The sequence below is a fragment of the Leptolyngbya sp. FACHB-60 genome, from assembly GCF_014695775.1.
Lineage (GTDB): Bacteria > Cyanobacteriota > Cyanobacteriia > Phormidesmidales > Phormidesmidaceae > Nodosilinea.
On sequence record NZ_JACJOX010000022.1, the window covers coordinates 150,396 to 163,844 of the forward strand.

Sequence of the window (13,449 nt, forward strand, 5' to 3'; positions counted from 1 at the left end):
AGCGTGTGGATCACGTCTTCGCTTACAACAGCTATTACTCCAACGGCGATCGCCTTGGGAAACTTTGACGGTGTCCATTTGGGGCATCAGGCCGTCATTCGTTCAGTGGTGCCCTTAGGAGCTCAGGGGCAGGGCGAGCCCCACGTCAACCCGCAGCTACCTGAATCGTCGTTGCGAGGGTTGAGCCATCGCCAGAGAGGTCAAATCAGCTTTCCAACCGCGAACTCTCAGTCGGCAGCGACCCCTATTCCTACTGTGATGACGTTTTTCCCGCATCCGCAGGAGTTTTTTGCGGGAAAAGCTCGGTCACTACTGACACCTCTACCTGAAAAAGCTGCCCAGATCAGCCGCTTGGGCATTGATCAGCTGGTGCTATTGCCCTTTGACCAAACCTTAGCCAACCTGTCGCCGGAAGACTTTGTGGAAACGTTGCTAATAAAGTATTTGCGGGTACAGCACATCAGCGTAGGCAAAGACTTTTGCTTTGGCAAGAAACGTCAGGGCACGGTAGACGACCTGAAAGCTCTAGCTGCCCGCTACGGGGTTCAGGTGCACATTGCTCCCGTTGTCGATTTAGGTGCCGATCGCATTAGCAGCTCTCGCATTCGCCAGGCCTTAGCAAAAACCGATCTCGATACGGTCAAGGCCCTGCTGGGGCGGCCCTACAGTTTGGTCGGTCGGGTGGTAAAGGGGCAGCAGTTGGGGCGTACGATTGGGTTTCCTACCGCGAATCTACACCTGCCTGCCGAGAAGTTTTTGCCCCAAACTGGGGTATACAGCGTGTGGGTGCATGGGGCAACCCAGACCCCCTATCCCCTTGTACCGGCGATTATGAACCTGGGCACCCGTCCCACGGTGAAGGGAGCAGCACTCACCGCTGAAGTACACCTGCTCAACTGGGAGGGCGACCTCTACGACAAAACCTTGGAGGTATCTCTCCATAGTTTTCTGCGGCCCGAGCAAAAATTTGGCAGTCTTGACGATCTCAAGACTCAAATTCAGCGTGACTGCCAGCAAGCGCTAAGAGAACTGGCGCGATAGCCGGTAGGCAGTTGGGGCGCGATCGGGGCATCATAGGCCTAAATACAATTAAGTCATGTCCAGAGGTCAGAGGTTTCCTACAGGTAAACCGCAGTTGCCAGCCGGACTTGGTATAGCAGGGGTCACCAGCATGCGCGAGCGGATCGAAACGCTAGTTCAAAATTTAGATAAAACCATCGTCGGCAAATCAGACTCCATTCGGCTGGTGCTAGTAGCGCTGTTTTCGGGGGGGCATGCTCTGCTTGAGGATGTGCCGGGGGTCGGTAAGACTCTACTAGCTAAATCCCTAGCCCGTTGTATCGATGGTCGATTTCAGCGCATTCAGTGCACTCCCGACCTTTTACCCACCGACGTGACCGGCACCAACATCTGGAATCCCAACAGCGGCGAGTTTCAGTTCATGCCAGGACCGGTGTTTACAAACATTTTGCTGGCTGACGAAATTAACCGAGCGACCCCTCGCACCCAGTCGGCACTATTAGAGGTGATGGAAGAGCACCAGGTGACTCTAGACGGCTTGTCCCGCCCAGTGCCCGCCCCATTTTTTGTGATTGCAACCCAAAACCCGGTGGAATACCAGGGCACCTTTCCTCTCCCCGAAGCCCAAATGGATCGATTTGCTCTCTCCTTTAGCCTCGGCTACCCCACCGAGAGTGAAGAGCTGCGCATGCTCCAGCGCCTTGGGGGTGGAGCCTCTCCCCACGACATTCAACCTTGCATCACCCTAGATGAGGTCATGGCTCTGCGGGCAGAATGTGCCCGGGTGACGGTGGAAGAGTCGCTACAGCGCTATGTTCTCGACCTCGTACGGGCCACCCGCACCAACAGCGACATTACCCTCGGGGTCAGCCCTCGGGGCTCAGTAGCGTTTTACAAAGCGATTCAAGCCTTGGCTTACTTAGAAGGGCGCAGCTATGCTATCCCTGACGATGCTAAGCAATTGGCCCCTCACGTGTTGGCCCATCGCCTGATTCCGGCTGGCCACCATCGGGCTCAGCGGCTAGTGGCTGACCTGCTCGAAGCCACGCCAATTCCCTAAAACCGTGCTTATCCAGAGCGACGTGCAGCTTTTGCATTGACAGGGCAAACAAAATTCCCCTGGAGAGAATGGTAGTTTTTATAGCCAAACAGCCCATAATAGGGGCGGTGAACTGAAGGATCGCAATTTCCTATGCCAAGAACGCCCAGCGAGTACATCATTCACATGCTGTTGGATGGCGGCCACCACGAAGAGGTACGCTTCTCTTCCATTCAAGATTTTCAAAAGTGGTATAGCGGCGAATTGATGCCCAAGGCCACCTCCGATGAGTTCATTACGGTGCCCCTGCCTAAGGTCAATCCTGGCGAATACATGGTCATTCGTCCGTCCCGCGTCAGTGCGATTCGGGTGGAGCCGGTGTTTAGCTCTAGCGTTGAGCGGTATTAATGGCTGGTTGGGTTAGAGCAAGCACAAATACTCTGTTGCTGACAGCAGGTGTGGCAACGGTAGCCTGTTTGGTTGGGCAAAGCGGCGGACTGTTCGCACTGGCGGCTGAGAGCGGTGAAGCTCAAGGTCTCTTCGTTGCAGATCTTCCCACTGATGCTCAACCCTCGGCGGCTCTGCCTCTGACGCCATTCATGGGAGATAGGGAGAGCCCTCTATGGGCTGAACTTGTGCTGCCCGATGACCGCCAAGCCTTGATCCAAGCGATTAACCATAGCCTTACCTACTTGGCTACACCCAAGGCGGCAGCAGATTATCAGGCTTATCCGGTGCCGAGCATTACGCGCGATCGCGTGTGGCGCAGTCTGCAACGACTGCGGCAGCTAGTCGCGACTAGCCCCAGTAATCAGGCTTTTCAGGCAGCCCTCAGGCAAGAATTTGTCCTTTACGAATCGGTTGGAGCTGACGGCAGGGGCACCGTCGCCTACACCGGCTACTTTGAGCCTCAGTACCGGGCCAGCGCGGTTCCTACCGCCGAGTACCGTTACCCTCTCTACCGTCGCCCCCCGACCTTAGATACTTGGCCTCAGCCCCACCCCACTCGCCTAGAGCTAGAGGGCGCAGATGGCTTGGCCGGTGGACAGGGTGCTCTCGCTGGCTTAGAGCTGGTGTGGTTAGCCAATCGCCTAGAAGCGTTTCTGGTACAGGTGCAGGGTTCGGCCAAACTGCAACTCACCGACGGTCAAGTTATGTCGGTGGGCTATGCGGGACGAACCGAATATCCCTACACCAGCATTGGTCGTGCCCTAGTCGACGACGGCAAAATCGACCCAAACAATCTGTCGCTGCCAAATCTGTTGGCCTACTTTGAGGCTCATCCTGAAGAGCTGAATCACTACTTGCCCCAAAATGAGCGGTTTATCTTTTTTCGTGAGGGCAGTGACGGGCCGCCTTCGGGCAGCCTGAGTGTGCCGGTGACAGCTGGCTATTCGATCGCTACCGACAAATCATTAATGCCGCCGGGGGCGATCGCGGCTATTCAGCTGTCATTACCTCAGCAAACACCCCAGGGCGACTGGGGCAGCCAACCCACCACGCGCCTGGTACTTGACCAAGATACAGGCGGGGCCATTCAAGGCCCTGGACGGGTCGATTTGTATGTGGGATCGGGCAGCCAAGCTGGGGAGCTAGCTGGACGTATCAACACGTCAGGGCACTTATATTACCTGCTGCTGCGTCCTTGAGAGAGCAGTGCTTCTATCGCTGTTCCTTCGAGTTTGCTGCAGGCAGGGTGTTACCCTATAGGCCTATGGATACTTCCTTTGCCCTCACCCTACAGATTGTACTCACGGTGCTGGCCGGAGTTACTGCGCAGGTCATCGGAGAGATCGCCAGGGTACCCAGCATTATTTTTCTGCTGCTGTTTGGCATTGGTTTGGGACCAGATGGCATTGGGTTACTCCATCCTCAAGATTTAGGAATTGGGCTAGAGGTAATTGTGGCCCTCAGCGTAGCGCTAATTCTCTTTGAGGGCGGGTTAAGCCTAGAGTTAAGTGAACTCGGCCAGGTTTCCAACAGTCTGCGCAACCTGGTTACTATCGGTATCTTTGTCACCCTGATTGGCGGTGGTATGGCAGCCCACTGGCTGGGAGAGTTTCCCTGGTCGCTGGCATTTCTTTACGCTTCGCTGGTAGTGGTGACTGGCCCGACTGTAATCGGGCCTCTGCTGCGCCAGGTGGCGGTCGATCGCAAGGTAGCAACCCTGCTAGAGGGTGAAGGCGTGCTGATTGATCCGATTGGGGCCATCTTAGCGGTGGTGGTGCTCGACATTATTCTCAACGGGGATGCCGACCCCACTACGGTGGTTGGCGGCCTGATTTTGCGACTGAGCATCGGCACGCTAATTGGCTTAGTAGGCGGTGGCCTGATGGGTCTTTTGCTGAAGCAGGCTAGCTTTTTAGGAGAAGATCTGCGCAACCTCACTGTGCTGGCAGGGCTGTGGGGGCTGTTTGGGCTGGCCCAGAGCATTCGTAGCGAGGCGGGGCTGATGACCACCGTAGTAGCAGGCATGATGGTGCGCTGGCTGTCGGTGCCCGACGAGCGGCTGCTGCGTCGGTTTAAGGGCCAGCTGACAGTGCTGGCGGTGTCGGTACTGTTTATTTTGCTGGCGGCAGACCTGTCAATTGCCAGTGTGTTTGCCCTGGGCCAGGGAGCAGTTTTGACAGTGCTAGTGCTGATGGTGGTGGTACGTCCAGTGAACGTCTGGCTATGCACCCGATCCAGCGATTTGAACTGGCGCCAAAAGCTATTTCTGGGCTGGGTTGCCCCCCGTGGCATTGTGTCGGCCTCGGTAGCCTCTCTATTTGCTATTTTGCTGACTGAGCGGGGCATCAGCGGAGGGGAGGCGATCAAGGCTCTGGTGTTTCTCACCATCATTATGACGGTGATGGTGCAGGGGCTTACCGCTCGGTTCGTAGCCGGTTGGTTGGGCATTACTAAGGCGGCTGCGGTAGGGGCCGTAATTGTTGGGTGCAGCCCACTCAGTTTGTTAATCGCCCGTCTAATTAAGGAATACGGCGACCCGGTAGTCATCATTGACACTAACGATGCCGCCTGCAATGCCGCCAAAAAGGAAGGCATTGAGCTTTTAATTAGCAGCGCCCTCGATCGCGATGTTTTGGAACGGGCGGGTCTAGATAAAGCTGGCACCTTTTTAGCTATGACAAAAAATGGCGAAGTTAATGCTGTGGTAGCGCAGCGAGCGCTGGAGGAATTTCAACCGGCCCGGGTGGTAGCGGTGGTGCCTCAGGAGAAGAGCTTAAGTGAGCTGCCCAATCAGGGGCAGCTAAAGGGGGCACAGACACCTCGCCTCGCCCTAAAGCAGTGGAATACTTACCTCACCGATGGGGAGGTGCGCCTAGGCGAGACTTGGCTACGGCAGGAGAATAGTGAGCTTCAACAGGCTCACCTGGCTACGCTGATAGACAACGGTGCCATGGTACCTCTACTGGTAGAGCGCGACGATGCACTCCGAGTTGCCCTGGGGCAGGAACGCTGGGAAGTGGGCGATCGCATGATTTACCTCTGGCATGACTCCAAACCCAAACTGCTCAAACAGCTTGCAGGCGGCATTCAGCCAACTCGGCTCACCCTAGAAACATTGCCCATGGTCGAGGCCGTGCCCCCAGCACCAAAAGATCCTTTAGCAGAAACCGCTATAGCAGTAGCGCTCGTCTCTGAAAGGTCAGCTTTGTCAGATGGAGCCATCCCCTAATCAGCAGACTCTAATTCTGCTGTGGGTACATCGTTGACCAGCGCTTAGGCCTAACGAGGGTTGCTATCCCTGCTGCGAAATTTCCGTTTCTAGATAAGCCGGATTCTCCTGACGCGACGGCACTCCAGTCTTCACCTGCATCAACTTTATGGCTTCCAACCCGATTCATGTTTCAGCGCCAGGTACGCTTACTGGCATCGGCGTTGGCCCCGGAGACCCCGACTTAATTACGCTCAAAGCGCTTAAGTGTCTTCAGACGGCCGATGTTGTAGCCTTTCCCCAGGGGCGCAGCGGTCGACCCGGTGTGGCTCAGACAATCATTGCGCCCCACCTGGGTCAGCAACAGCTCCTACCGCTCGATTTTCCCTACATTTTCGACTCAGATCAGCTCACTAGCGCTTGGCAGCAAGCAGGCGATCGCGTTTGGCAGTGTCTGAGCCAAGGACAAAACGTGGTGTTTGCCTGTGAAGGCGATCTCAGCTTTTACGGCACCTTCAACTACCTGGCCTTAAGCCTAGAGCGTCGGTACCCAGCCGCACAAATCAAGCGCATTCCTGGCATTTGCTCCCCAATGGCAGCGGTCAGCGCCCTTGGATTACCGCTCACGGTGCAGTCAGACAAACTGGTAGTACTGCCTGCTCTTTATACGGTGGATGAGCTGGACGCTATTTTGGCCTGGGCTGATGTCGTGGTGCTGCTCAAGGTGGGGTCTGTGTACAACCAGATTTGGCAGTTGCTACAGCAACGGTATCTCTTAGAGCACAGCTGGGTCATCGTCAATGCCACTCAGCCCACCCAAATGGTCTATCGCCCTCTGACGGCCTACCCCTGTCTAGAGCTACCGTACTTTTCGCTTATGGTCATAAGGTCGGGGGCAAATCCGCTACCCTAGAGATGGCTAGGAACTCAGGTTTACAGGGTCAAGTCAATACATCATAGCGATCGCAAACAGCACGGTACGGCATGAATTCACCTAACGCGCCCAGGCTAAACCAACTGATCAAAACCGCCCGTCAACCCCAGTGGATAGCAGCGCTATTGTCATTGGGATTTCACGTAGTGTTGTTTGCTGCTGGCCCCTCCTTTTCCAGCCTAAGCGCCACTGCCATGGGAGAAAGCGATTCAGATTCAGAAGAGCGGCGGGTTCCGTTGATTGAGCTAACCCCTGAGGAGCAAAATCGTCTGCCCGACTTTTCAACCCCCGCCTACTCTTTGGACGGCGAAGATGATTTATTTAGTCTGTTTCCCCCCTCAGGCAACAGCCTACCCCTTGATCCCGGTTCAGACTTTGGTGCGTCCTTGGCGATTCCTGCCCCTAGGTTGCCCTCTAGGCCCTTTCCTTCAGGCATCTCACCCTATACCTCCCCTGGCCGTTCCTCTATAACGCTATCTCCCCGCCGTACCCCTTTTCCCGCCTCGCCCAATAGAGGCACGATCCGGCGGCCTGCTGGGCCTCCCGCTAGCGATCCTGCATCCCAAGGTGCTTCAACGCCAACCGTTACTGCTCCAGAAGATACAACCGAAAGTAGTGCTGCTGATTTAGAACTAAATCAGGGCAATGGAGAAAGCACCAATGCCAGCAGTATTCCGCTAGAACCTACAAACCCGGCCGCTCCATCAGAAGGACAAGAAAACGAGCAAGCTAGTGAACTGTTAGCTCGGGTAGAGTTTAACGATGCTCAAACCAGCGCCAGTGAGGTTGAAATTGCCAAGGCGGCCTGGCTGCAATCAGTTCAAGAAAAATTAGGAGATGGGGTCACCGAAGCTTCTGATCCCATTGTTCTCAAAGTTCCCTACAGCGGTCGACTCTGCCTATCTCCTGAGCCTGCCGATGGGCTATTAGGGGTAGTCGGATTACCCGGTGAAACTAGCGACAGTGTTGAATTATGGACAACAGTACTCAAAAGTACAGGTTACCCATTCTTAAACCAAGCCGCTGAACAGGCAATTCAAAACCTTCAGCAACAAAGTACCGACGACAGCGCGTTGGCAGTCAATACTTCGTATCAAGTCACTGTAGAAGTAGAATACGACGATCAAAACTGCATAAGTCGTGAGGCTCTCCTACAATCGCGTACGGGTGCATCAGAAGAATTCAATAACTCAACAGCTGAGTGAGTCTTTAATAGGCTTTGACTGATTTGCAGAATGACAGTGCTCGTTGAGCTATTGGAATTGATCCTCAGCGCTCAATCACCGAATTGACAACCACCAGGGAGATTAAGTGAATCTCCCTGGTGGTTGTCAACAAGCATTTATCTATTTTTGAGGAGCAAGAACGACATCAGCATAGGTTCCAGATCGCGCTACTGTACCTTTTTCGAGGACATAGATGCGATCGCAGTGTTCAATTGTTGACAACCGGTGGGCAATGATAATTAGAGTTTTAGAGCCCGCTAAAGCTCTGATCGATTCACTAATCAATCGTTCTGTTTCATTATCTAGAGCAGAAGTCGCTTCGTCTAGTACGAGAATCTCTCTCTGGTGATAAAGTGCACGGGCAATGCCAATGCGCTGGCGTTGCCCGCCTGAGAGACGCACCCCACGCTCACCTACTTCGGTGTCAATGCCGTTTGGCAAGTCTTGAACCAATTCTTCAAGCTGCGCGGCTTTGATTGCATACCACAAACGTTCACTATCAATCTCAGCTTTCGAAACCCCAAAAGCAATGTTTTTCTCAATAGTGTCATCAGTCAAAAAGATAGACTGAGGTATGTAACCAACTAGCTTTCTCCAGCTTGACAGATCACTGTAAATCGACTTTCCATCGAGAAAAATATCGCCGCTCTGAGGAACCAGTAGGCTTAAAATAACATCCACTAGGGTCGTTTTCCCTGCCCCTGATTGACCTATGAGCCCAATAGACTCTCCTCGCTTAATCTCCATTGAGACACCCGCTAGAGAAGGCTTAGGAGAACTAGGATATTGGTAAAAGATATCAGAAATCTGCAGTTTTTCAGAAAAGTTGGCGGAATACTTTTTGTCAGGAATATAGGGAGAGCTAGTGATCGGAGAAGGATTATTGTACTTGCTGAACTCGTTATTCTCAATTTCCTTAAGGTCTAAATACATCGTGTCCAAGCTATGAGCAGAGTTCCGCAACTTACCAATACATTCTGCCAAGTTACTGGCCGCCGGAATCAATCTCAAAGAAGCAACGGCAAATACACCCATGCTAGCGATCGCCGCTTGAAAATCTTGCCCAATAAGTAATTGAGAGACACAGACAAATCCAACGATGGCTGTTATCAACAGCGTCTCAATCATTGTTCGTGGTACAAACTGAGCGCTCTGGAAGAGAATCTCTACTCGGGCTTCTTCATGGACATGATCTTCTAGTTCTTTGCGAAAATAATCTTCGCAACCAAAAACTCGCGTTTCCTTAATGCCTCCTAACCCATGGTTGACAGCCTTAATGGTTTCTTCCCGAGCAATGGTCGACAATTTTCCCCACTGTTTCAGTCGCTTCACCAAGAAAGAAAAGACTACAAAAGCGGGTAGGAGAGCAGCCAACGAAACCGTCAGCAATAAAACATTAGTTTTTGCCATTAACACTAAAAGTGTGGCAACCACAATAATATGAGAGACTGACTCCACCATCGGCAAAGAAACCATAAAGCAGAATCGGTGCGTCTCATTCGTTATTTTGTTGATGTAATCTGCAGTATTCCTTGTCAAATGGAAATCGTAAGGAGCAAGCAAATACGTGTTAAAAAGGCGCTCTTGAACAGCAGCTCTTTGGTCAAAAAGAACCTTATACGAATAACGCTTGCTTAGAAAATAAATGGCTCCTTTAATTAAAAATATTACAATAATAAATATTCCAAACCAAAGAACGAGCTTTTCTAAACTGCTAAATCTAAAGGCTTGATAAATTCTGCCAAAGATATCACTTTCTCGAACCACCTTTCCTGGGTCACCGGCCAAATTCAAGAAAGGGCCGATCAAGCCTATACCAAAGGCCTCTAGAACAGATGTGAGAAGGAAAATACTAACCAGCCAGATCAGTTGTCGCTGATGCCCGGAAAAAACATAAAGAAATTTCTGAAAGTAACCCACCTTTTCTCTCCCAAAAAACTGCTAAATGCCCTAGTCAAATTAGCTGAGCAAAAGCACCTTACAAACCTTTCACCCTACTATTGGGCAGAACAAATGCTCTATTGCTTAACCGTTACGTGTTTACCTAATTAGCATCAATTGTTAGTAGCTTTTGGCAATCAGTACTTCGATCGCCCTATCCCATACTATAGTACCCATATAATGTGAGAATAAGATTTAGCAAAGCAAATTATTCATGATGGCAGAAGAACACTTTAAGAAAGCTTCATGTCATCTTCCATTCCTATAACTCCATCATCAGAAGATTTTCCGCACGAATCTCAGATTACGGGAGAAAGCCCGTTCAGGTTATTTCTCGTCCTCACAAATGAAATTCGCCCAAAAAGGCGATTACCAGAGAGGAAACTGTGCCATAAGCTGTACAGTTCTATACCGGCTAAGCCTTGCAATAGTGAGATTTCATCAAGTATTCATCTCTATATAAGGCAGATCCAGAAAAAGGGCATCACTTGCCTACATCAAATATAATTGAATTCAGTAGAGCTTTAAAAAGCCTTGTGGTGGTATAGCCACGTAAAACGCTAACATTTGTTCCCGCTTTTTTGTTCAAGCACTTAATGCCATGCAAGCTCAAAAACTTACCCTTAACGGTAACACCGTAGTATCTGGAAAACAGATTGACTTTGCGGAGACATGCTTTGCAATTTTTTATCTACTTTTTTTCGGTGGAGCTTTTGGATTCGGAGCAGATCTGGCCGAAACTTCTGTTATTCCTACGCCAATAACTACGTTGCTTCGATATGCTACCTATGCAATTGTTCTGCTATTGCTGTCGCTTCGCCCTATTGAAACCCTGAAAACAGCTCTTAGCAACAAATGGGCATTAGCTTTGATTTTTATTACTTCCATATCCTTTTTATGGTCTTATGATCCGTCAATCACGATAGATGCTATCTGGAAAGAATTTCTTCCCATGTTTCTTTTGAGTCTTTATATTGCTTCTAGATTTACGTTAGAGCAGCAATTTAAGATAGTTTTATGGGTTTTAGTCATAATTTTTTTAGAGAGTGTGGCCTTGGCGATCGCCATGCCAGGAGTAGGGCGTCATACTGCGGGTCCATTTATTGGCAGCTGGAAAGGTGTTTTCGCTCAAAAAAATGAGTTTGGTGCACACTCAACCATGACGCTTATAGCTCTTTATATGCTAGCCAACTATGCTAGAGAGAAGCAGCGATGGGCACTCATACTTCTTGGGGGATGTGTTGCAGGGTTGCTTGTGAGCAGTTCAGTTACAGCATTAGCTCTTTCTTTTATAGGGTTAGTTTTGACAATTTTTTATCGTCGCTTTGCTTGGCTGGGTAAACGATCCGTTTTATTAGGCGCTTTGTTTGTGCTTATTTCATGTGGATTCTTCTACATTTTATTTTATAACTGGATCGATATTTTAGATTTCTTTGATAAAGACCCTACACTGTCTGCCCGAACGCTCATATGGCAACTTGTAATAGACTCAAAAATTCCAGACAGTCCATACCTTGGGTATGGGAGAGGTGTTTTTTGGGGCTCACCAACTTTAACAACTGGTTTTGAATCTTTTGCCTATCACGTCCCACCACATGCGCACAACGGATTCTTGGATATCATTCTTGATGTTGGTTTGATAGGTTTCTTTTTCTTTTGCGTCACGTGGTTTATGACTTATGTAAGGGCAGCAAGGATTGCCTATGCCCGGAAAGAAGCGGCTTACTTATGGCCTCTTTTGCTTCTATCAATGCTTGTTTTGTTCAATACTTTTGAAAGTTATCTGGCTCGCCTGACTACCCTGTATTGGGTCTTTTTAATTGTCTTAGCTTTTTCTTTAAGTCCAAAGGTTCTTGCATCCAAAGACTAGAGCGTCCCTATGTGGCCTTAGAGCCTTAGGTTTTTTAGCGTATGTATTGTAGGTATCATGCAGTTTACTGTGTGATACCTTTTTATTAGACTGTTGTTGAAAAGAGGCTGATATTATAACTACTCAAAACCTTGTTACGGCATATTGGCCAACAAATACTTGTGCCTATTATGCTTACAACGATTTAACGAACTGGCATTGAAGACATATTAGCTCATCTTAATTTTGATAGTTTTTTCCAACGCTTTAACAATTTATTAGTGTACTCACGGTAAAAGTCCAGAGCTGGCATTCTTGATAGCGGTATGGAAAGAAAAATCGTGTGTTGATTGAATAGTCTGACTTTTCGACAGTTAAGCTTGGGTTGTCTGTGTTGCTTGGCTGATAGAATGCGAAACCTGGATATTATGCTACGGACTATAGTTTTTTGGTTACACCTCCTTTTTCAGAAGAGGTGAGAGGATGGCTTGAAGGTTTCTCTATACATAGCCTTTGCAAATATCAAACGCAAAAAAAGAACTCCTTGGTTAAACAAGGAGTTTGAGTGCAATAAAGAGACTTTAATTCAATCACCAGAATTGATTCAATAAAATCTATAAATTAATAGATCTAGCTTGCATCAATCAGACCTTGCTTCAACATAGTCACTTAGTCATCATTACCGAATATGAAGTCTAGGAAGTTAAGAATGCCACCTAAAGGAGCCAAGATTGGGGATAAGGCTCGATTTACGGTGTCAATACCAACCAGGTAGCCTTTTTTAGGTACTAAGATTACATCTCCATCTTGAACTTGATAATTGTCTACTAAGCTGGAAAGGTCTACTTTTTGTTCTTCAACTTGCCCTGTCTCTGAAAGTCGCACTAAGCGAACTTCTCCTAGGGCCGCATCAGAATTAGGACCACCAGCAGCAGCGATCGCGCCAGCTACCGAACTGTTTGGTTGTATCTGTACTTCCCCTGGCTGGACTACGCCGTCGCCAATAACACGCACTCGAACATTGTCTGGAGCAATACTTGAACTGGCTACTAAAGACGGATCGATCTCAGCACCAGGCTGCGCTTTAGGTACAAAGATAGAATCTCCATCTCTAAGGACCAAATTATTGCCTTGACCGCCACTAGCAATTGCATCCCATAGGTTGACAGAAATATCCTGCGCCTGACCATTTGGTAATTGTCGTCGAACTATAACCGACCGAATGTCTGCTGTACGACGTATCCCACCAGCAGACACTAAAGCCGAGGATAAGGTCGGTGTTGTTGTGGCTGCTGTAATTCGGGCGTTTACGTCTAGCTGGGTTTCGGCCGTGGTCAAGCTACTCAGCTGTACAGGCCCAGGACGATAAACCTCACCCGCCACATCTACAACTACTGGACGCAGCGCCGTTAAGCTAACATTGACTACTGGATTTACCAGATAGGCATTAAGACCTTGAGTAATTTCTGCGGACAGGTTGTCAACAGTTTTTCCTGCTGCGCGAATAGACCCCAAAAAGGGGAAAGGCATTGTACCATCAGGCAAAACTACCCGCGAACCGGTAAATTCAGCATATCCGAAGACTTCAATAGCAACTTGGTCACCAGACCCTAGAATGTAGTTTCCAGGAGCTTGTGAAGTTTGCAGATCAATGATCGGAGCATTAAACTCTACCGATTGTTGAGCATGTGCGGCTCCAACACCCCATAGACAATTGTGGGCTAATGCAGCTGAGAGCGAAATTAGCGCAATAGAACGTTTATCTAGTTTCATAGTCTTAAG

The 13,449-nt window shown here is 49.7% G+C and carries 10 protein-coding genes; 8 read left to right on the top strand and 2 right to left on the bottom strand.

Annotation, left to right across the window (positions count from 1 at the left end; genetic code table 11):
* Positions 1-3: 3 nt before the first annotated feature.
* The 7 genes from H6F57_RS08670 (at position 4) to H6F57_RS08700 (ending at position 7,856) form a co-directional block, all read left to right on the top strand.
* A complete protein-coding gene (locus H6F57_RS08670) occupies positions 4-1,041 on the top strand; it encodes a bifunctional riboflavin kinase/FAD synthetase (protein ID WP_190628630.1) in 1,038 nt (345 codons plus the stop codon).
* A gap of 130 nt (positions 1,042-1,171) precedes the next feature.
* Entirely contained in the window at positions 1,172-2,080 is a 909-nt protein-coding gene (locus H6F57_RS08675; protein WP_190628629.1) for a MoxR family ATPase, read from the top strand.
* Positions 2,081-2,212: 132 nt separating this feature from the next.
* Positions 2,213-2,467, top strand: coding sequence for a hypothetical protein (locus H6F57_RS08680; protein ID WP_073607332.1), 255 nt, complete (start codon positions 2,213-2,215; stop codon positions 2,465-2,467).
* 191 nt (positions 2,468-2,658) lie between these two features.
* A complete protein-coding gene (locus H6F57_RS08685; protein WP_190628836.1) occupies positions 2,659-3,708 on the top strand; it encodes an MltA domain-containing protein in 1,050 nt (349 codons plus the stop codon).
* A gap of 65 nt (positions 3,709-3,773) precedes the next feature.
* The gene (locus tag H6F57_RS08690; RefSeq protein WP_190628627.1) at positions 3,774-5,738 is read left to right on the top strand and encodes a sodium:proton antiporter; all 1,965 of its coding nucleotides are present in this window, start codon (positions 3,774-3,776) and stop codon (positions 5,736-5,738) included.
* A 148-nt stretch (positions 5,739-5,886) separates the two neighbouring features.
* Entirely contained in the window at positions 5,887-6,630 is a 744-nt protein-coding gene (locus H6F57_RS08695) for a precorrin-2 C(20)-methyltransferase (protein WP_190628626.1), read from the top strand.
* 71 nt (positions 6,631-6,701) lie between these two features.
* On the top strand, positions 6,702-7,856 hold the full coding sequence (locus H6F57_RS08700) for a hypothetical protein (RefSeq protein WP_190628624.1): 1,155 nt from the start codon (positions 6,702-6,704) through the stop codon (positions 7,854-7,856).
* Positions 7,857-7,997: 141 nt separating this feature from the next.
* On the opposite strand, the gene H6F57_RS08705 is transcribed toward H6F57_RS08700, so the two are convergent.
* Positions 7,998-9,797 carry an ATP-binding cassette domain-containing protein gene (locus H6F57_RS08705; RefSeq protein WP_190628622.1) on the bottom strand — a complete coding sequence of 600 codons (1,800 nt, stop codon included), beginning with the start codon at positions 9,795-9,797 and terminating at the stop codon, positions 7,998-8,000.
* Positions 9,798-10,419: 622 nt separating this feature from the next.
* Here H6F57_RS08705 and H6F57_RS08710 point away from each other — a divergent pair.
* Positions 10,420-11,688: an O-antigen ligase family protein gene (locus H6F57_RS08710; RefSeq protein WP_190628620.1), complete on the top strand. Its 1,269-nt coding sequence runs from the start codon at positions 10,420-10,422 to the stop codon at positions 11,686-11,688.
* 648 nt (positions 11,689-12,336) lie between these two features.
* Here H6F57_RS08710 and H6F57_RS08715 read toward each other — a convergent pair.
* Positions 12,337-13,440, bottom strand: a complete 1,104-nt coding sequence (locus H6F57_RS08715) for a polysaccharide biosynthesis/export family protein (protein WP_190628619.1) — start codon at positions 13,438-13,440, stop codon at positions 12,337-12,339.
* Positions 13,441-13,449 lie beyond the last annotated feature (9 nt).

Coding starts and splice junctions, on each gene's coding strand:
- H6F57_RS08675 (WP_190628629.1), top strand. CDS start 1,172: ATGCGCGAGCGGATCGAAACGCTAGTTCAAAATTTAGATAAAACCATC.
- H6F57_RS08700 (WP_190628624.1), top strand. CDS start 6,702: ATGAATTCACCTAACGCGCCCAGGCTAAACCAACTGATCAAAACCGCC.
- H6F57_RS08695 (WP_190628626.1), top strand. CDS start 5,887: ATGGCTTCCAACCCGATTCATGTTTCAGCGCCAGGTACGCTTACTGGC.
- H6F57_RS08715 (WP_190628619.1), bottom strand. CDS start 13,440: ATGAAACTAGATAAACGTTCTATTGCGCTAATTTCGCTCTCAGCTGCA.
- H6F57_RS08685 (WP_190628836.1), top strand. CDS start 2,659: ATGGGAGATAGGGAGAGCCCTCTATGGGCTGAACTTGTGCTGCCCGAT.
- H6F57_RS08690 (WP_190628627.1), top strand. CDS start 3,774: ATGGATACTTCCTTTGCCCTCACCCTACAGATTGTACTCACGGTGCTG.
- H6F57_RS08710 (WP_190628620.1), top strand. CDS start 10,420: ATGCAAGCTCAAAAACTTACCCTTAACGGTAACACCGTAGTATCTGGA.
- H6F57_RS08680 (WP_073607332.1), top strand. CDS start 2,213: ATGCCAAGAACGCCCAGCGAGTACATCATTCACATGCTGTTGGATGGC.